Source organism: Chitinophaga deserti, from assembly GCF_003149455.1.
Classification (GTDB): Bacteria; Bacteroidota; Bacteroidia; order Chitinophagales; family Chitinophagaceae; genus Chitinophaga; species Chitinophaga deserti.
Map to the genome: position 1 here is coordinate 70,287 of NZ_QFFK01000015.1, position 20,845 is coordinate 91,131.

A 20,845-nucleotide genomic window follows, 5' to 3' on the forward strand; every position below is an offset into this window, starting at 1 on the left:
TTTACTTGTTGTGGGCAATGAATAACGCGCAGGGGATGGATTTCATCAGTAAATCTGCCATACTTGCCTTGAACCAACGGCTTACCGTAGTGCGCTGATAAGCACCCAGTACCACCATTGTGCGGCTGTCTGATTTCAGCAGGTGCTCCAGGATAGCGTGTTCCGCTTCACCTTGCAACACTGCGTACTCTGCGCTCGGGTGGTGCCTTTTCATGAATTCTTTCATCAGCTGATTTTCCGGAACATGACTGTTCTCGTCTCCACGCACGGTAATAACGGTTGCGGGTAGTTTATTTGTTTCCGGCAGTATGCTGGTGAACATTTTAATGGCATATACCGAAGAAGGCGCACCGTCGTACAGCATCACTGTTTTTTCCAGCGGCTGCCATTGCAGAGGGGCAATGAGGACGGGGCACTGTACTTCCGACAGCAGGTCACGTACAAACCGGGAAGGTGGTGCTTCAGTAAAACGGGTAAAAGTTTCTTCAGCACTAATGATCAGCAGATCGGCGTATATACTTTCCCGTAACAGGTCGGGGAGGGCGAACGATTTATCGCGGCGGACGGTGAAATTGATCCCGGCCGCCTGGCAGGCGCTTTCGAATTCTTTTACGGCATTGTCCCGGATTTGTTTGTCTTTATCCATCCTTGCTTCCAGGTCATTGGTTTCCATGGCGGTGGCTATGGAGAAGCTGTTATGGGTGAAATCGTCCAGGAATACCCCTACCAGGTGGGCCTTTTCGCGGGCGGTGAGGGCCACGGCAGTTTGTACGCTGGATTGGGAGAGTTTCAGGCCGTCGAGGGCAACAATGATCTTTTTCATGATATAAAGTTGAGTTAATCCGGGTGAGGAAGGAATGATGATGGTCAACGAATGCGTTGATCGTGGTCGGGGGAATCAGCGGCTTCCATAAAAGCCGCGCCCCCCGCCTTTCTCAACAAAAAGCGGGGGGCGCAGGTTCGGGTACAGTAGTTTATTTATCGTAAGAAACAGGCGGTATTTTCGTGGCCGGAACTCCTTCTTTCGTTATAATTACCGGCTTAATATGCCCGTTTTCATCAAATTCCAGCTTTTCGATGCAGGTTTCGCGGGAATTGGCTCCCTTTTCCCCCAGCGGGCGCCGGTGGTATATGATAAACCAGCGGTCGGTACCAGGTACATGGACAATAGAATGATGACCTGCCCCCCGGGCAATCTCCGGGTTCTGCTGAAGGATTGTCCCGATACGGCGGAATGGTCCCACGGGGGAATCTGCAATGGCATAGGCCACGCTGTAGTCGGGACCCGTCCAGCCCCCTTCAGACCACATGAAGTAGTACTTCCCGTCTTTCCGGAACATAAACGGTCCTTCCACATACTTTTCCGGGGTTATCTCCCGGAATACGGTACCATCCTCAAAAGGTAGGAATCCGGTAAAGTCGTCGTTCAGCCGTGCTATGTTACAGTGCCGCCATCCGCCGTAAATGAGATAATGCTGCCCGTCGTGGTCGCGGTAAACAAACTGGTCGATGGGTTGCGCTCCATTATGAAAACGGTCTATGAGGGGTTTCCCGAGATGATCGCGGTAGGGCCCTTCCGGTTTATCGGCTACTGCCACGCCTATGCCGCCGTACTCTTTGTCGTTCTGAATATCATTGGCACCGAAGAACAGCCAGTATTTCCCTTTATGGTGGATCACAGAGGGCGCCCACATGGCGCGTTTAGCCCATTTGATGGAGGACGAATCCAGGATGCGCGGGTGTTTTTTCCATTTTATGAGGTCGGAAGAGGAGAAGGCATCAAAGAAGACCTGTTGCTCATACGGTGCGGAAAAAGTAGGGAAGATCCAGTATTTCTTACCGTAAATGATGGCTTCGGGATCTGCGTACCAGCCCGGGAAGAGCGGGTTGCCGGAGGTTTTGGCTTTGGATTTCCGCTGGGCGGAAGCCGGGAAAAAAGCCATTGCGGCACAGCAAAGGATAAGTAAACGCTTCATGCCGGAAATATAGAAAAAACAATCGGGCCTTATACTGAAAAGTAGCTGTAAAGTGCCGGCTGGCTAATCATTTCTCCGCAAAGTAGTTGTGAATAAAGGAGAACCCCGAAATCTCGAAATCTCCATCGCCTTTGGCGACCAGGAACAGGTCGTGTATGCCGAATGCGTGCCTGAGCTGGCCGGTTAATTTAATCTTGTAAGTGGTATCTGCTGTATCGGGGATCCTGATGGAGCCGAGTTTTTTACTGCGTTTGCCTTTCGGCTGATCTATCCGGAACTCCAGCCGGGGGGATGATTTCCCTTTGATGTTACTGCTGATCATTAATTCAAACCCGATCTCTCCCATACTAAGATTCACCTGCCGGAAGCCGAGGTAAGTACCGGATTTCATTACATACTTCACTGTGTCCGATGCCGGTGTACGCATTGCTCCCTGACCGCTTGCCCCAATCGACAAGCAGCACAACAGGGCCGCCGTAACGAGGATCGCAAGTGGTTTCATAGGTATGGTTCGATCTCTGGTATTTTCTAACCGCTAAAATAAGGCAAAATATTATAATATAATATTATGAATCAATTTTTGCCAGCACAGGTTTACCGGCGGGTAGAGTGAGCGTGAACTGTGTGCCCTGTCCTGGTATGCTTTGAACATGCAGCTGACCTTTATTCTGAATGGTGAATTCCTGGCAGAGCAGTAACCCCAGGCCGCTACCGCGTTCGCCTTTGGTGCCGTATCCGGGAGATGATTTGAAGCTGAAGAGCTGCGGTATTTTTTCGGTAACAATACCGGTACCGTTATCCTGTACCCTGAAACTTACCTGTCCTTCCACCGTTACGGCAGATATGCGGATTTCTCCGCCGGGATAACTGAATTTAACGGCATTACTGATGAGGTTCCGAAGGATAACGGAAACCTGGTCACGGTCGGCATAAACCCAGCAATCTGCCGGAACCTCCACGTGTAGGAGTATTTCTTTTTCCCGGATGGCATTTTCAAAAAGGATGAGGATTTCCTCGTTGAGTGAGGCCAGCGAGGCATGCACAGGCTGTACACGGATGCCTTTCATCTGGCCCATGCTCCAGCGCAGCATATTATCCATGGTGCCGGCAAGGCGGTTTACTTTCTGGTACAGCTCGTCAGCCGCGTCTTTCATTTCTTCTTCCGGATATTCGCCTTTCCGGAACATATCCAGCAGCATTTCAAGGGTGGCCAGCGGCCCGCGGATGTCGTGGGCTATGATGCTGAACAGCTTTTCCTTGTCGCGGTTCAGGGCTACCAGTGCCTGGCGCTGTGTCTCCTTTTCATGCTCATAATCGTCGTGCACCCTTTTGAAATAGGAGAGGGCCATAATAATGAAAGCAAGGCCCCATGTTACATTGGCGATGATCCGCTGGGGCGGGACCGGGTGGGCAGGGATGAAGTCGAACCATTCGAACCGTACGGCCAGAAAGGCCAGGATCATGATGGTAGACAGGGTAAGAATGAGCCACTTATTGTCATATACCAGTACGGTGACAATGAGGATGTTCAGGAGGAAATATTCGGCTCCGTTCCGGTAAATGACGGCGGTAACCGTGTAAATGATTATACCGGATATGATGATGAAGAGCCTGGCGCTGAGGTAACGCTGCTTCCAGGTGAGCATAAGGGTGCCCACGCTGCATGCCACATTGAGGCAGTTGAGGAAAGAAAGCAGGTACCGTTCCTGTACGGCGTTGGTTATGGCGAAGAAAATAAGACCCGGTATCCAGGGGATAGCCAGGAGGTTGAGGAGCCGCGTTCTGCGGGCCTCTATGAATGGCATTTCAGGAGTAATGCCGATGTCAAGTATGCGGAAAAATAGTGTTTTGGCCGATATTTCGGAAAATGGCATGGTGCAAAGATAAAAAACCTCCGCATCATTCCCGGTAGGGCCTGAATGCCATCCCTTTACGGCCGAAATCCTTATTTTTGCCCCTTAAAACCCGATTGTATGGCTGCCAGGTTCTATTCCCGAGATCAGTTTTTTCAGCGTATGCCCCAGGAAATTGTGCTGGCGGCCGACATGTACCGCCGTTTAACCGAAACCGGCTGGAAGGAGTTTGCCCTCGTGGAATTAGAGGTCTACTTCGTGTCTGACGACCGGACGAAGCTGGAAACCCTGGGTTATTTCCTTAAAGATGTATATGAAATGAAGGTGGCCGGCACCCGTGCGTCTGGTGGAGGCATCATTGAGCTGGGAGCCATTACTGCCGCCATCCCCCTGAGTGAAGAAAACCTGCTCTGCTGGGTGATGGATATGTGTCTGAAGGGATTTGAGCATGATTGCAGGATGGACGGATATTCTGCCCCTCCGCCTCCGGAAGAATTTGAATTCCCCGACGAATCCCCCGGAAGGCTGGCGGAAATCTTCGATAAAGGCCTCGCATCTTATGCCAAACGCAATTACAGCGATTGTGCCATTCAATTTACTTCAGCCATCCGCATCTTCCCTGAAAATGCCAATGCATGGTACTCCCGCGCCATCGCCAAAGACGACCTCTTACTGAATGCCAAAGCCCGGGAAGATTACGATGAAGCCCTCCGTTTATCCCCCGAATTCAAGGAAGCTTTTATAAACAGGGCAGTTAATAAAGACGAAGCAGGAGATTATGCCGGTGCGCTGGAAGATTATAACCAGGCAATACTGCTGGATGCACTGAATCCGGCGGTTTATTTTAACCGTGGCAATACAAAGCAAAGGCTGGGCGACCAGGAAGGCGCCTGCCGCGACTGGACGAAAGCCCGTGATCTGGGGGCAGACTATGCGGAAGACAGTCTGAAAGCTTATTGCCGTTCTGCGGAATAGAAATTCTCTTATTTAGATTCTGATGCGGTTCCGGGCGGCCTGGAACCGGCTGCGGGGCTCCCTGCCAAAGAAGGCGTACAGCCTGCGGAGCCAGAAGCGTAAGATGTGCATGGTGATTCTTTTGCCGGAAGGTAATACCATTGCAGCATCCGTTGCTGGCCTGTCGATAAACTGCAGAACAGGGGTGATGAATTGCCCGGTGCGTCGACGAAAAGTTTTCCTTAGTAGATCAGTTTTTTAAGATTGTCGGTATAGTTGCGTCCGATGCTCAGTTCGGTACCGTTTTCCATGACAAGGAACATTTTGCTGATATCCCGGTATACTTCCCGGATATGCAGGATATTGACGATGTGGGAGCGGTGGATGCGTATGAACTTCTCCGGATCCAGGCGCTTTTCCATGGTGCCGATGCCCTGTGAGCTGAGGTAGGAGGCATCGTGGGTATGGATCTGGGTATAGTCTTTCTCCGCTTTCAGATATATTATTTCATCTGCAGCTATGCTTTTAAGCCGGTTCCCTTTTTCCACCAGTATGCGCTTGGGGTAATTAATGGTTTGCGCATCTGCCAGGAAATGGAGGTTTTGTGTATGCCCGCTGCGTTGTACCCGCTCCATGGCTTTGCTGAAGCGCTCTCTCGTATAAGGCTTCAGCAGGTAATCGAGCGCATTCATCTCAAACGCCTGCAGTGCAAACTGATCATAGGCGGTAGTGAATATAATCAGCGGGATATGGGTGATTTCTTCCAATACCCTGAACCCGTTCAGTGCCGGCATCTGAATGTCGAGGAACACGAGGTCCGGAAGCATGGCATTGATGTCGCGCACTGCCTCCAGTCCGTTCCGGCATTCTCCGGCAATGGTTATTTCTGGGAAATCCGCCAGGTATTGACGGATCAGGAAGCGGGATGCTTCTTCATCATCTATGATCAGGGCTGACTTTCGGCTCATGGCTGTTGTACAAATTGGTATGTGTATAAAATTTAAACCGGAGGCCGGATGGCTGGTTACGGTATATGTGCATGGTTTCGGAGAAAAGCAGTTCCAGCCGCTGGCGGATGTTACGTAATCCTACTCCCGGACTTCTTTCAAGATCTGTCAGCTCCCCGCTATACCCTACGCCGGTATCGCTGACCTCGATCCGCAGTTTATCCGCCTCCTGCGCAATGTCGATATTGATTTTACCACCGTGTATGCTGGGGGCAATTCCGTGGCGTATGGCGTTTTCCACTACAGGTTGCAGCAGCATGGCAGGGATCATGATGTTTTCCGAACCGTTTAAGGGGCTGATATTGAATTCCAGCCGCTCCCTGAAACGGCTGTGCTCCAGTTCCAGCATGGTTCGGATGTACCGGATTTCTTCTTTCAGGGGCACCCATTCATGCTCGGTGCAGTAAAGGGAATACCGGAAAGTATCGGCCAGCCGGGCTATCAGCTCACGGGTAGGCTCCTGCTCAATGGGCACGCTGGCGCTGATGGAGTTAAGTGTGTTGAATAAAAAGTGCGGCTGTATCTGTGCCTTAAGGGCATTGATCTCACTGCGGTGGGCGGCATCGGCCAGTTCCTTTTCTTTCTTCAGCTGTGCCTCCCTTTCGAGGAAGAAATTATACACATGCAGGAGGCTGAAGCACTGCAGGTAATAAACAATCACCGGGAATACCGACCGCAGCATTTCCAGCGGGGCCATGAACGGGCGGTTAGACAGGTAATGGAAGATCTGTGTTCCGCCGAACCAGGTAAGCCAGAACAGCGGTATAATGAACAGATGCAGGCGGAAGCGGAACCGGAGCGGACGATCTTTATACTTCCTGAAAACAAGGTACCAAGCCGGCACACTTACAATAAGGAGAATTACGGCATCCCACCAGATCATCTGCAGGTATGAGGCATTAATACGGCCTACAACCAGTTCGGGCATGTAAAGGACGAAATCCTGCAACATAAACAGCAGGCAATAGCCGGTTAACTCCCCCCAGGTAATATTACTGAAGGCTCTCTTTTTAAATGCTGCTGCTATTTTACCCATAAAAGACTTGCTCATATAGTCCAAGTTGGCCGGAAGTTACGCCAAATTCAGCATTGATTCCCTGTGGCCGGGCCTTTCCGGTTGTTTTTCAAAACCCGCTACTGGCCGGCATCTGGCGGAATTGACGGTTGAAGTGCAGCTTCTGATGTGCGAAACGGCGGATGAGGCCGGCGAAATACGGCCGTTTGTCAGGCATCCTGTTTGATGGGTAATCATAAACTTTAAGTTATGACTACCGCCCAAATTGCTCACCGCCTCGAAACGCTCTGCCGCCAGGGTGATTTCCGTACAGCCGTGGAAGATCTTTATGCTGCTGATTCCGTAAGCATAGAGCCCGAAGCTTCGGGAGGATTCGAGAAGGAAACCCGCGGCAAAGACAAAATCCTTCAGAAAGGAGAACAGTTCAATAGTATGGTTGAAACAGTACATGGTATTGATATCCGTGATACTACCATTACCGGGAACATCATCGCCCTTGTTTTAGCTATGGACGTTACCATGAAAGGAAAGCCCCGTGCTACCTGGGAAGAACTGTGCGTTTACCAGGTGAAAGAGGGGAAAATCATTTCAGAACAGTTCTTTATGTAAGGTACTTATCACTGCATTACCTGCACCAGTATCTTCCAACCATCGGGCGTATGCCCCCAGATGCGGAAATAATGCGCCCTGCGGCCCTCGTACACCAGGTTGCCATACACATAAGCAAGATCCTTACCGCCCGATAATCCGGACCCGGCAGGTTCAAATTGCGGGGCCGCCGGCATCCTGCTGATAAGTTCACGGAACCGGTCTGCTCCTCCCACAGGCTTATATCGGTTCAGATTGAGCCACGACATGCTGTGGAGAAAAGCTCCATAGGCTGCAATGCCTTCATTTTTATACCGTTGCAGAAATGCTTCTTCCACCGCCATGGCATTAGCCTGGGGATCGGGTGTTACGGATACGGTAACCGGTTCCGCTTCCGGCGCCGTATACTGCTTCTTAGGGTACTGAATACCGAAATCGATGAGGTACTTCCAGGCCCCGTCACTATTCTTTTTCCAGAAGGTAGTGTACTGTCCGGCACTCAGTAATGTGTCCGCATCGGGGTGGCGCATATAGTAGGGCCCTGTGGTAAATCCGCTGGCACTGTCCGCCGAGGCAGCTGCGAACTGAGGCGCCCATTGCAGGTTGATTTTACTGTCGGGCCGCTGGTGCCATTGCGCAAGGGCATTAAGATATTGCCCGTTTTCCATAGAAATGGCCGTACTGTCAGTATACGTCAGGAAAGCGGAGCGCACACCATGGGTGGCGGCATGTGTGGCAAAACTGCGCTCGGCCCGTATCACGGGCGCGGCACTTTGGGCGGTGGCGGCCAATGCGGCGGCCAGCGGCAGGCAGGTCAGGTTAAGTGCTCGATACATAGATTTTGGGATAGTGTTGTAACTAACAGCAATCTACGAAATGCTGTGCAAAATCCGGAAATGCCGTAAATTCCGGGATGACTTCCCAACAGGATAACGATAAACTGCTTGCTGCAGAAGCTGCTGCAGACCTCCTCCATGATGGAATGATCGTGGGCCTCGGAACCGGCTCCACCGCAGCAAGGGCCATCCGTGCCATTGCACGCCGCCAGTTAAAAATACAGGGTGTTCCCACTTCCCTGCAAACTGCCGAACTGGCCACATCGCTGGGCATTCCGCTGGCAGATATCAACCGCGTTCCACATATCGACATTACCATTGATGGTGCCGATGAGTTCACCACTTCACTTGATCTTATCAAAGGCGGTGGCGGTGCGCTGCTGCATGAGAAAATAGTAGCCGTCCGGTCTGGTCAGGTGGTGATTATCGCAGATGCCACCAAGCTGGTTTCCCGGCTGGGGAAATTCAGGGTGCCGGTGGAAGTGATCCCGTTTGCCGCACGGTATGTGCAGGAGCGGCTGGCGGGCCTTGGGGCATCCAGCAGTGTGCGGCCCGGAACAGTGACGGATGAAGGGAATCTTATTGTAGATGCGGATTTCGGGCTGATAGCAGAACCCGGCATACTGGGTGCCCGCATTAAAGGCATAACCGGAGTGGTGGAACACGGTATCTTTTCCGGTATTGCCTCGCTGGTGCTGATGGGAGACAATGGCGTGGTAAAACGCTTTCCGCAAGTTTCGGGTAGCTGATTGCTCCGGCTGTCATAATTTTGCAGGATGCCATCACGCTCCGTCATCATTCCCGCCGCCGGGCCTTTTAGTTTTGAAGAATGCCATTGGTTCCTCGACAGGGGATACGATGAATGCCTCCATACCATACTCCCCGATACCGTCCGGAAACTGATACCCCTGCCTGCCGGCCCCGTGCTGGCCGATTTACGGAAGCATCCTGCCGGTATAGAAGCGATAATCCTCGAAGGGAATTCAGATACCGCCACCGCAGCAGCGCTGCAGGATTATGTGGCAGACTGGCTTGCCCCGCAGCAGGATCTGCTGCCTTTCTACGATAAGCTCACAAAAGTAAAAGCGCTGGCATACATGCCCGCCGCATACAGCGGACTTCGCCTCATCGGCATTCCCGACCTGTTTGAAGCCCTTGCCTGGAGCATCATCGGCCAGCAAATCAACCTTACATTTGCCTACCGCCTGAAACGCAGACTGGTAGAACGCTGGGGCGAAAAATACACCTCCGGCGGCAATACCTATCATATCTTCCCGCAACCTTCCGCTATTGCAAATGCAGATCCCGCAGAACTTCGCGCCATGCAGTTCACCGGAAGAAAAACAGAATACCTCATCGGTGTGGCGCAACAATTTGCATCGGGCGCTATCAGCAAAGCTTCACTACTTGCATTACCCGCATTGGAAGCCCGCCGAAAAGCTTTAACCGACCTGCGCGGCATCGGCATCTGGTCTGCCAATTACGCGCTCATGAAAAGCCTGCGCGATGAAACCTGCATCCCCCATGGAGATGCAGGCTTACTGAATGCGCTGCTGGCCCACGGCCTTATCAAAGACAAATCCGATAACGATTCCATGGAAAAACTATACCGCCGTTTTAAAGGCTGGGAAAGTTACCTGGTGGTGTACCTGTGGAGAAGCCTGGCGGTGAAAGTATAATGCGTGGCATCAGGTTGATGCATCATGAAATATAATCCCCAGCGTATGCCGGTGGCCTGAATGCACGGTGCTTACTCCATGCTTCATATGGGCCCTGTAAAAACCACGGCTGCCTTTCGCCGGCCTGAATTGGGTGGTGAACAGCAGAATGTCTCCCTTCGCGGGTTGCAGTACGATGGCTCTCGATTGCGCGCGGGGCACCTGTTCTGTTAATACGAATTCCCCGCCTGTATAATCCTTTCCGGCTTCATCGAGGAAAAGAACGGCCTGAATAGGGAAGTACACATCCCCATAAATATCCTGATGCAGAGTATTAAATCCTCCGGCTCCGTATTGCAGGATGAGTACGGCGGGAAGGTCCTGCCCGTTGGCAGCGCAGCGCTCCTGAAATCCGGCATGCGTTTCCGGATACCGGATATCGATTTCCATCTGCTCCATCCATTTATTCGCGACTGGTGCAATACGTGCATACAGCGTTTCGCGTAAGCTTTGCAGCAGATCGGGGAGAGGGTAACTGAAGTATTTGTATTCACCAAGGCCAAAGCGATAACGCGCCATGGTAATGGTTTTGCGGTAATGTGCAGGATCGTGGTAGGCGCCTGCCAGCTCGTGGCAATCGTTGTAAGGAATCGCTTTCGGAATAATAACATATCCGTTATCCTGCAATTGCCGGGCAACAGGGTGCCAGTCCCTCTCATAGAGGGCTTTTGCGGTTGGATGCATGTATGTGGTTTGAAGAATTGAAAAGAATCAGGAGACTTTCGCGGCCTCCCAGCCAATGATGGCCGATTTACGGTCGCTGCCCCAGTGGTACTGTCCGGTTTCTCCGGAAGAGCGGATCACGCGGTGGCAGGGGATGAGGAAGGCTACCGGGTTTGCGGCCACAGCCGTGCCCACTGCGCGGGAGGCGCCTTTATGCCCTGCGTTTTCTGCGAGGGAAGAATAGGTAACGAGCCCGCCCATAGGCACATTCAGTAAGGTTTCCCATACACGTATCTGGAACGGTGAGCCTTTCAGGTGTAGCTTGATGTCCGGCAGCTGATGCCAGTCCTGCCCGAAAATAAACAATGCATTCTGCTGATGCTGGTCTACAAACTGACGGTAGACAGCCTGCGGAAACTTCTCTTTTAATTCGCTGAGCGATGCTGCTTCTCCTGCATCGGCAAACGCCATGTGGCATACGCCTTTTTCGGTAGATGCTACGATCAGCGGGCCAAAAGGACTATCAGCGAAGCTGTAGTTGATTTCGAGGCCGGCCCCGCCGTTGCGGTATTCCCCGGGTGTCATGCCTTCAATCTTGATGAACAGATCGTGCAGGCGGCTGGTGCCTGATAATCCTGTTTCAAAAGCGGCATCAGACAAGGTAGCACCTTTCATGAGCCTGCTTTTCGCATGATCGAGGCTGAGGTATTGCAGGAACTGCTTGGGACTTACACCCGCCCATTCCTGGAACATCCGCTGGAAGTGGAAGGGGGAAAGATGAACATGCCCTGCCGCGGCTTCCAGATCCGGCTGGTCTTTAAAGTGTTGCCGGAGGAACGCGATGGCTGAAGCAATCCTGTTGAAATCTAATTGTTGTTGCGTTTCCATGTTTCCATTTTTAATACCTCAAAATTACTACCGGCCTGCCCACCGGAAAACCCGCTTCTTGCGCAATAGGATCATCCCACAATCGTCCGGAAAGTAATATTGATCCTCGCTTCCGTTACCCTTGCCGTTTTAGGAACACTATGGTACCAGTGCTCCTGCGTATCGCCCGCCATTAGCAGGAAACTGCCATCGGTTAAAACGGTCTTTACGCGAAGGTCTTTGTTTTTGGTGTGTTTGAAATGAAAATACCGCGCTGCCCCGAAGCTTACCGATCCGATAACGGGTTGCGGTCCCAGTGATTTTTCATTGTCGCGGTGCCAGCCCATGCTGTCGTTGCCGTCGCGGTAATAATTGAGCAATGCGCTGGTAAAATGTACACCCGCCAGCGGCTCTATTCGGGAGCGGATGAATTGCAGCTCTTCCGTCCAGGGCAGTGGCTGCATGGTGGTGCCGGAATAGGTGTATGGCTTATCTGCATCGCCATACCATGCTGTAAGGCGCGGCTGCATCACCTGGCGGCCCATGATGGTGATGGGTTCCTGTTTCCACTGGATGCCATTCACCAGTGCATCCATGATGCGGGCGCTTTCTTCGGGTGGGAAGAAGTGATTATACAGCCGTGCTTCACCATCTACGGGCAGCAGGTTTATGGGTTGTTGCGTAGTTTCCATTGTTTGTATTTGTCAGGGAGGCAATGCCCGCAGGGGCGGTACCCTTCCGCAATCGCCTCTGCTTCGCTGGAGAAAAACACCCTGTTCTCCATCAGCATCCGTTTGCCGCTGGTGCACCGGAGCGTGCCGTAAATCCGCCCTTTGCGGTATCCGCCAAGGGTAACCTCGCCTTTCCGGTAAAGTGCTCTAAAAACGGCCTTTCTGGCCAGAACGGTATTTCCCATGTCACGATGTGCGATCATCCGGGCAATTTACACCATCCTGCCCGACCGGCCAGCCCGTTTCTTGCGGACCCTGTTGCTAAAATCATATCGGATTCGGAATATTTTCCTTCATACATCCTTCATCCATCCTTCATCCATCCTTCATCGAAACCCACCTTTTGCTATAGGTTGGATGAAGGATGGATGAAGGATCGATGGACAAGTCATTGATAATGAATAGACTACTGGAATTATTGAAAGGGATAATATGTATAGTATTTTAACATAAAAAGGGCCGCCTCACACATGTGAGACGGCCCGGCAGGAAATCTTAGATTAAGAAAGCATTAGAAGCTGTAGCGGGCGCCAAACTGTACCTGCCATGGCGTACCCGAAGGGGATACCACGCCGGTAGTTGCGCCTACACGGTATACATACACATTCTCCGCTCTGTTAAATGCGGTAGTGGTGTAAATGTTCTGCTTGCCGAGCGATTGGTTGGTACCCCAATCCTTATTCAGCATATTGGCCACGTTAAACCCGTCAATAGACAGCTCAATGCCATGACGCTTGGCGAAGTTGAACTTCTTGGCAATGCGGAGATCCCACACGCCAAAGAAATCGTTGATACCGCCATTGCGTTCTGCCACTTTACCCATGCTCTCACGGATGTACTTTTTCAGGCTGTTGCTCGCGTTAGGGTTATTCAGGATGGCATTGATACCATCGCGGTAAACCTGCGGTACCTTCTGGTCGTTCACGTCGAAGATGTAGGCCAGGTCGTTGGAAGCTACGAAATCACCGTTTACGTTACCATTCACTGCAAGGGAGTAGCGGGTGCCACCCAGGCCGGAATAACGTACGCCCACGCTAAAGCCTTTCCAGGAAGGGAGCGTACCGTAAAGCACCACCTTGGTGCGGAACTGGTTGTCGGAATACGTCATTTTGCTCAGGTTGCGGGGATCTTCCGCAGTCATCAACCCGAGGGTTGCGGTATTGGCCACGTCGCCGTTGTAAGAGGTATTGTCTTTGGAATCGTTCCAGGTAAAGCTACCGGTCACTTCTCCATCTTTCCAGTAACGCCAGGTTGCATCCAGCACCACTGCGTATTGATTCACTTTACCACCGCTGTTCAGTTCCAGTACACGGCCCACGTCAGTGGTTTTGCGGCCGGATTGCCAGTCGAGCGTACCGTTATCACGGATAGTAGACGCAGGTACGTATACACCACGGTTGCCTTCGTTGGCAAGGCGGAAGTAAGGCTGGTCCACCATGTTACGGTCCACATACATGTAGTTGTGGCGGGCGATGGTGGTGAAGAAGGTGATACCTGCTTTCAGACGGTCGTTGAAGAAGTGGTTATAGGAAACGTTCGCTTTATAGATCACGGGGATGCGGGCATCCTTACCGTTCATGTTGATGGTGCTGGTTTTAGGCAGGTTCTTTTCCGCGATGTAAGCCTCGCCGGGAGCGGAAGCCGGGTTGTCGCGGTAGCCGGGGAAGTTGGGGATGGGCAACAGCGCCGGGTCGTTCACGTCGATAGAGATCACCTTGGTACCATCAAACAGCTGGTTGTTGATCATCGCATAGTTGTTGATATCGGAACCGAAGATGCCGGCACCAAAACGCAGGTAGTCGGTATGCTTGTCTGCGATATCCCAGTTGAACTGGATACGCGGCTGGATGATAAAGGAGTTAAGTCCGTTGCTGGTATTGAGACCCAGTTTGTCGGAAACCGTCTGGTTGAAATTGGGCTTGTCCATGTAACTGGTATAATCAGCACGGAGACCGGCAATCATTTCCAGACCTTTCGCCAGCTTGGTCTGCATTTGTGCATACAGGCCTGCGTTCAGAACATTCTGATTCAGCGCGGGGTTGCCGCCGATGGCTACTTCGCGGGCGTAACGGTAAGGGGTGTTAGCCTCAAAAGCATCCATGCCACGGTAGTAGAAACGGCCATTCATTTCACTGCCGTACAGGGAGTTCAGATGGCTGTACATGATGTCTGTACCGAAAGTGAAGTTTGCCTTATCGGTGTTGTAATACACGTTATCCACCAGTTGCACGATGTTGTTGTAGAAGTGCTCGGGCGAATAACGCTGGCCACCCAGCTGGATGTTGGTGTTCACCGTTTTACCGTTCACGGTAGAGGTGATGTTTTCCACGATGGCACGGGGGATGTTTTCACGCGGCAGTTGCTTGTTGGGTACGCTTTCCTCGAAAGTATACAGGTGCTGCACTTTCAGCTCATTGGTTACTTTCGGGTTTACCACTGTACGGAGAGTAGCGAGGAAGCTGTTGTTGTACACATTGGCATCGCCATATACTTCATACATGTTGATGGAAGTATTGTCGTCGCGGCCCTGGAAGTTGCGGTCGTTGATGTAGTTGTTGCGGATGGTGAGGAGGTTACGCTCATTCAGCTGCCAGTCTACACGCGCAAAAATCGCATCCGTTCCGCGCTTCTTATCGAAGTTGCCAAACTGGGGGGTGTTAGCCACACCATATTTGGTACGCGCGGTGTTGAGGAAACGGTCGAGGGTAGTCTGTGTAATATTAAGACGGGCTTCGTCTTCCGGACTTTTGATCTCTGCGATCAGGAGCGGACGGGCATCGGCCTGGTGATCCCAGGTTACGAAGAAGTGGGCCTTGTCTTTGATGATGGGGCCGCCGAAGGCTACGCCATACTGGTAGGTGGAGAACTTGGCATCGCGCTTGGCGCCGCGGATGTCGTACTTGCTGGAAGCCCAGTCTGTACGGCCGAACATAAACGCGCTACCGGTGAATTCGTTGGTGCCGGATTTGGTTACGGTGCTGATGGTACCGCCACCGCTTCTGCCGTAGGTTACATCGTACTGGTTGGTTACCACTTTAAACTCACGGATGGCCTCCATCGAAATGATGTAAGGGGCGCCGGTACGGCTGTTGGAGCCACCGCCGGATGTAGGGTTACGGGCGGATGTACCGTCGATCGTGAAGTTAACGGAAGATGCCAGCTGGCCGGACAGGTTGCTGCCGCGGCTGAGCGGGGAGAGGTCTACCAGGGAGGTAAAGTTCCTGCCGTTCACCGGGAGCTTCTGAATATCGCGGGCGGTTACGGTAGTAGCGGCGCCGAAGTTCTCGCGCTTGTTGCGGAGAGCGTTGCCTACCACTTTCACTTCCCCGATACTAACGGAAGAGGATTTAAGCACGATGTTCTGCCGGAGCACGTCGCCCTGGTTGAGGGAATGACCGCCCTGCTCATAAGTGGCATAGCCAACATACGTTACGGTGATCGTGTAAGGGCCGCCGAGGGGCAGCTCACGGAAGTTGTATTCCCCCTTGTTGTTGGTGACGGTTCGGTTGGTAAAGCCAGTTGAATTGTTCTTTACCATCACCGATGCACCGGGGATGAGTTGTTTGTTTTCGTCCGAAACTACCCCGAGAATCGAGGCCTGCGTGGTTTGAGCGCGCAGCCCTGGCACAGCCAGACAGCTAAGGCAAAGCATAAGAGAGAGGATGTGTTTCATGCAGCAGCATTTTTTTTCGAGGTGTAAAATTATAAAAGGTACATAGCTATCCGATACTATAGGGCATTGGTAACAGAAAGTTCATATAAGCCCGGAGTAACAGGTGGTTATGCCTGTTGCTGAGACGATGAACCCGCAACTTGATGAACACGCATGCTTATTGGAAAGATGCCTGTTGCTCTTGTAATGATTCTGAATTTCTTCTCCGACAAGAGAAGCTGAATGTGCGGTTTTATTTTCCTGTCACCAGTATGCTGACCGTTAGGCTGGTGATTGTAGATTTAACTGTTAATTTAATTTACTGATTTGATCGTTAGGCGTTTTGCTCTCATGCATAACGTTACGTGGTTTTCTTGTTTTTCGTATCATGGAATATTTCGATTGTAAAGATAGTAGAATTCCCCAGCCGTCAAAATGGAATTTTCACGGGATAAGATGGCGCCGGGGGATCCGGAGGATTTGGAACAGTTGTTGCAGATATGGGAATATAATAATATCTATGATGTTACTCCGTTGTATAATCCTTCCCCTGGCAGCCTTGTTACTTACCCTTCCTGCCCGTTCCCAGAAAGTTACCCGCTATTCCCAGTTATGGAAAGTAACGGGCAAAGGTCTCCCGGCACCTTCGTATCTCTTCGGTACCATGCACAGTATCGGCGGCTCCTTTGTGGATTCCTTTCCTGCCATCGGGCAATCCCTGTCTAAGGCGAAAGTGTTTGTCTGTGAGTCGTTACCCACCAATGCGGAAGATTATTCCGATCTCCTGTACTTCCCGGCTGATGATTCCCTCCAGCGTTACATGTCGGCCAGTGCTTATGATACGCTTATGGTTTTCTTCCGTAGTAAGCTGAAAGGGGAGGATTCAACATACCTTTCGCAGATACCCCGGTTAAAGCCCCAGGCAGCCAATCAACTGATCCTTGACCTGAAATCAGAAGAATCCTCCGGCAATTCGGCCCCTGCAGAAGCGGGGATCGATCAGTTTCTGAAAGAAAAGGCTCAAAAGCTGGGGATGAACGTTTCCGCCCTCGAAACCCCGCGCGAACAGGTAATGGCGCTTAATTCCAGTGCAGCCCTGCACGATCAGGCTTCCAGACTGGCAGGCCGCGTCAGCGGACATTCAGGCGAAACCGATAACCAGCACCAGCTCCTGCAGACCAGTATATACCGCAGCCGCCTTATTCCCTATTATTTCAATTATTCCCTGCAATCACAGTTCGAAAAAGCCATGGTAGGTGAAAGGAATAAGAAATGGATGGAGAAGATCCCTGCCATCATCGCAAAAGAGCCCGCCTTCATTGCCGTAGGTAAGGATCACCTGATCAGTAAGGAAGGCCTGATTATGCTCCTCCGGAAAGCAGGGTATACCGTTACCAACGTGCCCCTGTAACCAGGCGCTCCATTCCTGCCGGAAATTGCCGATATTAGGGATATGTTCCGCATCCCCCTGATTACCCTATGCTGCTGCCTCGCAGCACTCGCCACACAGGCGCAATCTTCTGTTCCTGCACAACTTGCCGCCCGCATTCCCGCGCTTATGCAGCGCGACCGTATCCCCGGGCTTACCATCGCTTACATCGAAAACGGCCGTCCTGTATGGACGCAGCATTTCGGTGTGGCGAATAATTCCAACGGTGCTCATATTACAGACAGCTCCCGCTTCGAAGCCGCATCCCTCACCAAGGTGGTAACGGCATACATGGCATTGCTCATGGCAGGCAGCCATCAGCTCGATCTTGATAAACCGCTTTCCGAATACCTTGGCAATACGTATGATGTAGGCAACGATCCCCGGCTGGCTGGTGTTACCGCCCGCCGGACGCTTACCCACACCGCCGGCTTCCCCAACTGGCGCAGCGATTCCCTGTTGCGCTTCCTGTTCACTCCCGGTGAAAAATTCCAGTATTCAGGCGAAGGGTTTGTGATGCTGGCGAAAGTGATGGAGAAACTGACGGGTAAAAAGTATGCGGAGCTGGCGAAAGACAGTGTATTCATTCCCCTCGGCATGCACCACAGCAGCATGACGTTCGATTCAACCCTCAGGGCTCTTCACGTACCACGCCACAACTGGCTGGGGAACACGGCATACTCGGCCGATTATCCAAATCAGAACGCCGCCGCCAGCTTGCGCACCACCGCGGCAGACTATGCCATTTTCCTCTCCGCCCTCATGGCCGGTAACCGATTAGATCCCGAACTGCACCGCGAAATGTTTACACCGCATGCATACCCCGATATGGAGAAGATGCCCGGTGTTGCCTGGGGGCTGGGTGTGGGGCTGGACAGCTCAGCTACCGGCAGGTACGCCTGGCATTGGGGGGATCAGGGCGACAGCCGTGCGTTGTTCGTTATAGACCCCGCAAAGCGGAACGGGATTGTATATTTCACCAACAGCGCCAACGGACTTTCACCCGCGGCAGATATACTGGCCATTGCTCCCGGAGGCCGGCAGGATGGTGTGGTGAAATGGGTGGCATATGGGAAATTCGACGGGCAGGCCGAAGCAGTTACGCGGTCTATACATCAACTGGGAGGGGAAAAGGCTATTCAGCAACATGTGGCCGCGCGTAAGCAAAAGATCGGGGAAGATCAGATGAACATGATCGGTTATGAATTACTACGCAATAAACGATATGCCGATGCCATTGCCGTATTTAAGCAGAACGCGGCAGACTACCCGGCATCTGCGAACGTGTGGGACAGTCTTGCAGAGGGGTATATGGAGAACGGCGATAAGGCACAGGCTATCGCCAATTACGAAAAAACACTCCGCATGAAACCGGATAATCCCAATGCCGTGGAAATGCTGAAGAAGCTGCGGGATAAATAAATCTATATCCTTTCCCAGCCGGAGGGCAGCAGGTCCTGCGTGTCGCGCGGACCGTTGGCAAACCAGTGGTAAGGGGCTACTACTTTTTTATGGGCATGAGCCGGCAGCCAGGCAGCCCACCAGCCAAAGGTGCTGTTGGGAATAATGAAGTGCCTGCAGGCTGTCATCATCCTGAAAATGTCGCGGTACTTTTCACCGGCGCAGGTAAGGGGCACATGTGTAACCGGCCCTTTGAACCGCAGCTTTTCCATACACCATTCCGGCTCATCAGAAAAGATGAAGAAGTGGGGATCTTTCACCAGTTTACGCATCCGGGTTTCTGCCATTGCATAATATTGCGGATCCATAGCTCCATGATAGGGGTGCCCGACAAATTCTTTCCGGCGCACATTCACACATACCGATGTTGTATTTTCTATCCTCTCAAGAATAGATGCAGCATGCCCTTCGAGCGGGTGACGGAGGGTGAAATCCTGCCGGATAGCAGCGGCATGTGATGCAAAGTATTTCTCCGACTGCCAGTATCCGTCCAGGTAAACATCCGGGCCGCTTTTACGGATTGCAGGGCTGTGATGGAAGTGCGGCTCGCGGCACCAGGCAGGAGGGATATTCAACATGGCGTGCAGCCAGCGGTCTACACATTTGCAGGACGTCCACGATTTGCGCAGTTTCCGGATCTCGGCTTCTGTTGCGATTTCGGGTTGTATGCCGAACACATCAAGGTCGTAATGCCGGTGTATAAAGTTGGGGCCACGGTTGGCCCGATGGTCGTGCAGCCACTGCAGGTCGAGCTTTAGAGTAGTACCGTGCTGAAGGCTGAGCGCGCGGCCCAGCGCGTACTGGAACATTTGATTGCCCAGTCCGCCCATTAGTTTCACAATGATCATATGCCTTGGTTTCGGGGCATGGATTTCCCAATACAGCACCAGGCCCTGTATGCGGACTGGTATGCTAACTTCAGAAATTATAGCGCATAGTTTTCCGGAAGGGGAATCAGTTCTTCATGCCAATGTTTTGGGAATAGACAGGCCTTGAGAAAGAAAAGGTTGGGAAGAGGAAAGATTATTTTATACGCATCACATACCGTTTATACCGTTATCTAAACAAAATGTTAATTGATGGTGTTGATGATAGTTGTCATGTTTATGCCCCGCCTGTTTGGGTAACTTTGAAATACTTCAACACACAACCCTTTTTATCCCGCCTCACCAGTAACAGTATTGTATCATTCTAAAATATTGCATTATGAAAAGATTGGAAAATAAGGTAGCCCTCATCACAGGAGGTGCAGGCAGTATCGGACAGACGACCGCAAAGTTATTCCTCGAAGAAGGTGCCAGTGTAGTGCTGGTAGACCTGGATGAAGGTGCATTGAAAAAGATTGCAAGAGAGTTAGGTGCTAAAGCCGCCTATGTGGCGGCAGATGTAACAAAGTCAGAAGATGTGAAACGTTACGCAACGGAAGCCGTAAAGCATTTCGGTAAAATCGATATATTCTTCAACAACGCCGGTATCGAAGGCGCGGTTGCCCCTATCACCGAGTTCCCTGAAGAGGTGTTCGATAAAGTGATGGCCGTAAACGTACGGGGTGTGTTCCTCGGATGTAAGTACGTGCTGCCGCAGATGAATGACGGTGCGAGTATGATCATCACTTCTTCCGTAGCCGGCCTTGGCGGCTCGCCCGATTTCGTGGCTTACGTCACCAGTAAGCACGCTACGCTGGGTATCATGAAAACTGCCGCGCTGGAAGCTGCGGCACGTAAGATCCGGGTTAACTCCATTCATCCATCGCCTGTTAACAACAGGATGATGCGCTCCATCGAAGAAGGCTATGCTCCCGGTAAAGCCGAGGAAATGCAGAAAGGCTTTGCTTCCGGTATTCCTCTCGGCCGGTATGCCGAACCGCTGGAGATCGCGAAGCTGGTACTGTTCCTCGGGTCCGACGACAGCCAGTTTATCACCGGCGCACAATATGTAATCGACGGTGGCTCAAACGCTAAGTAATAACCACGCTCATATTAATAAAAAGCGGCTCCCTGGTTGGGGAGCCGCTTTCTTTTTGCAGGTATCTTATCCTGAAAGCATTAAAGTTGACCGAATGGTATAAAACAGTATATTTGATGCAGATTCAACG

The 20,845-nt window shown here is 51.9% G+C and carries 20 protein-coding genes; 7 read left to right on the forward strand and 13 right to left on the reverse strand.

What is annotated here, in order from left to right; translation table 11 throughout:
• Position 1 precedes the first annotated feature (1 nt).
• The 4 genes from DEV76_RS24725 to DEV76_RS24740 form a co-directional block, all read right to left on the reverse strand.
• Positions 2-823 carry a universal stress protein gene (locus DEV76_RS24725; RefSeq protein WP_109700640.1) on the reverse strand — a complete coding sequence of 274 codons (822 nt, stop codon included), beginning with the start codon at positions 821-823 and terminating at the stop codon, positions 2-4.
• Positions 824-974: 151 nt separating this feature from the next.
• On the reverse strand, positions 975-1,976 hold the full coding sequence (locus tag DEV76_RS24730; RefSeq protein WP_109700641.1) for a glycoside hydrolase family 43 protein: 1,002 nt from the start codon (positions 1,974-1,976) through the stop codon (positions 975-977).
• Positions 1,977-2,043: 67 nt separating this feature from the next.
• Positions 2,044-2,478: a carbohydrate-binding protein gene (locus DEV76_RS24735; RefSeq protein WP_109700642.1), complete on the reverse strand. Its 435-nt coding sequence runs from the start codon at positions 2,476-2,478 to the stop codon at positions 2,044-2,046.
• 64 nt (positions 2,479-2,542) lie between these two features.
• Positions 2,543-3,850, reverse strand: a complete 1,308-nt coding sequence (locus DEV76_RS24740; RefSeq protein ID WP_109700643.1) for a sensor histidine kinase — start codon at positions 3,848-3,850, stop codon at positions 2,543-2,545.
• Positions 3,851-3,949: 99 nt separating this feature from the next.
• Between DEV76_RS24740 and DEV76_RS24745 the strand changes: the two genes are divergently transcribed.
• The gene (locus tag DEV76_RS24745) at positions 3,950-4,804 is read left to right on the forward strand and encodes a tetratricopeptide repeat protein (RefSeq protein WP_157963099.1); all 855 of its coding nucleotides are present in this window, start codon (positions 3,950-3,952) and stop codon (positions 4,802-4,804) included.
• A gap of 221 nt (positions 4,805-5,025) precedes the next feature.
• Here DEV76_RS24745 and DEV76_RS24750 read toward each other — a convergent pair whose 3' ends face one another.
• Positions 5,026-5,751, reverse strand: coding sequence for a LytR/AlgR family response regulator transcription factor (locus DEV76_RS24750; protein WP_109700645.1), 726 nt, complete (start codon positions 5,749-5,751; stop codon positions 5,026-5,028).
• Positions 5,720-6,841: a sensor histidine kinase gene (locus tag DEV76_RS24755; RefSeq protein ID WP_109700646.1), complete on the reverse strand. Its 1,122-nt coding sequence runs from the start codon at positions 6,839-6,841 to the stop codon at positions 5,720-5,722. The genes DEV76_RS24750 and DEV76_RS24755 overlap by 32 nt, the downstream gene beginning before the upstream one ends.
• A 213-nt stretch (positions 6,842-7,054) precedes the next feature.
• Here DEV76_RS24755 and DEV76_RS24760 point away from each other — a divergent pair, with 213 nt between their 5' ends.
• Positions 7,055-7,414 carry a SnoaL-like domain-containing protein gene (locus DEV76_RS24760; protein ID WP_109700647.1) on the forward strand — a complete coding sequence of 120 codons (360 nt, stop codon included), beginning with the start codon at positions 7,055-7,057 and terminating at the stop codon, positions 7,412-7,414.
• A gap of 8 nt (positions 7,415-7,422) precedes the next feature.
• Here the strand turns inward: DEV76_RS24760 and DEV76_RS24765 are convergent, their stop codons facing one another.
• On the reverse strand, positions 7,423-8,229 hold the full coding sequence (locus DEV76_RS24765; protein WP_109700648.1) for a nuclear transport factor 2 family protein: 807 nt from the start codon (positions 8,227-8,229) through the stop codon (positions 7,423-7,425).
• Positions 8,230-8,306: 77 nt separating this feature from the next.
• Here DEV76_RS24765 and rpiA point away from each other — a divergent pair, with 77 nt between their 5' ends.
• Both rpiA and DEV76_RS24775 read left to right on the forward strand, forming a co-directional pair.
• Entirely contained in the window at positions 8,307-8,978 is a 672-nt protein-coding gene (rpiA, locus tag DEV76_RS24770) for a ribose-5-phosphate isomerase RpiA (RefSeq protein ID WP_109700649.1), read from the forward strand.
• A gap of 27 nt (positions 8,979-9,005) precedes the next feature.
• On the forward strand, positions 9,006-9,908 hold the full coding sequence (locus DEV76_RS24775; protein ID WP_109700650.1) for a DNA-3-methyladenine glycosylase family protein: 903 nt from the start codon (positions 9,006-9,008) through the stop codon (positions 9,906-9,908).
• Positions 9,909-9,917: 9 nt separating this feature from the next.
• Here the strand turns inward: DEV76_RS24775 and DEV76_RS24780 are convergent, their stop codons facing one another.
• From DEV76_RS24780 to DEV76_RS24800, 5 genes are all read right to left on the reverse strand, one after another.
• A complete protein-coding gene (locus tag DEV76_RS24780) occupies positions 9,918-10,631 on the reverse strand; it encodes a 2OG-Fe(II) oxygenase (RefSeq protein WP_109700651.1) in 714 nt (237 codons plus the stop codon).
• 27 nt (positions 10,632-10,658) lie between these two features.
• On the reverse strand, positions 10,659-11,498 hold the full coding sequence (locus DEV76_RS24785) for a methylated-DNA--[protein]-cysteine S-methyltransferase (RefSeq protein ID WP_109700652.1): 840 nt from the start codon (positions 11,496-11,498) through the stop codon (positions 10,659-10,661).
• A 71-nt stretch (positions 11,499-11,569) separates the two neighbouring features.
• Positions 11,570-12,169 (reverse strand): alpha-ketoglutarate-dependent dioxygenase AlkB family protein, encoded by a 600-nt coding sequence (locus DEV76_RS24790; RefSeq protein ID WP_109700653.1) that lies wholly within the window; start codon positions 12,167-12,169, stop codon positions 11,570-11,572.
• Positions 12,145-12,411 carry an Ada metal-binding domain-containing protein gene (locus DEV76_RS24795; protein WP_109700654.1) on the reverse strand — a complete coding sequence of 89 codons (267 nt, stop codon included), beginning with the start codon at positions 12,409-12,411 and terminating at the stop codon, positions 12,145-12,147. Before DEV76_RS24795 ends, DEV76_RS24790 begins: the two co-directional genes overlap by 25 nt.
• 308 nt (positions 12,412-12,719) lie before the next feature.
• The gene (locus DEV76_RS24800) at positions 12,720-15,881 is read right to left on the reverse strand and encodes a TonB-dependent receptor (RefSeq protein ID WP_109700655.1); all 3,162 of its coding nucleotides are present in this window, start codon (positions 15,879-15,881) and stop codon (positions 12,720-12,722) included.
• Between the two features lie 499 nt (positions 15,882-16,380).
• On the opposite strand from DEV76_RS24800, the gene DEV76_RS24805 reads away from it, so the two are divergent.
• Both DEV76_RS24805 and DEV76_RS24810 read left to right on the forward strand, forming a co-directional pair.
• On the forward strand, positions 16,381-17,271 hold the full coding sequence (locus DEV76_RS24805) for a TraB/GumN family protein (RefSeq protein WP_157963100.1): 891 nt from the start codon (positions 16,381-16,383) through the stop codon (positions 17,269-17,271).
• 42 nt (positions 17,272-17,313) lie between these two features.
• Entirely contained in the window at positions 17,314-18,711 is a 1,398-nt protein-coding gene (locus tag DEV76_RS24810) for a serine hydrolase (RefSeq protein ID WP_109700657.1), read from the forward strand.
• 2 nt (positions 18,712-18,713) lie between these two features.
• Here the strand turns inward: DEV76_RS24810 and DEV76_RS24815 are convergent, their stop codons facing one another.
• Positions 18,714-19,598, reverse strand: a complete 885-nt coding sequence (locus tag DEV76_RS24815) for an alpha-1,2-fucosyltransferase (protein WP_109700658.1) — start codon at positions 19,596-19,598, stop codon at positions 18,714-18,716.
• A gap of 358 nt (positions 19,599-19,956) precedes the next feature.
• Here DEV76_RS24815 and DEV76_RS24820 point away from each other — a divergent pair, with 358 nt between their 5' ends.
• Positions 19,957-20,715 (forward strand): SDR family NAD(P)-dependent oxidoreductase, encoded by a 759-nt coding sequence (locus tag DEV76_RS24820; RefSeq protein WP_109700659.1) that lies wholly within the window; start codon positions 19,957-19,959, stop codon positions 20,713-20,715.
• Positions 20,716-20,845: the final 130 nt, after the last annotated feature.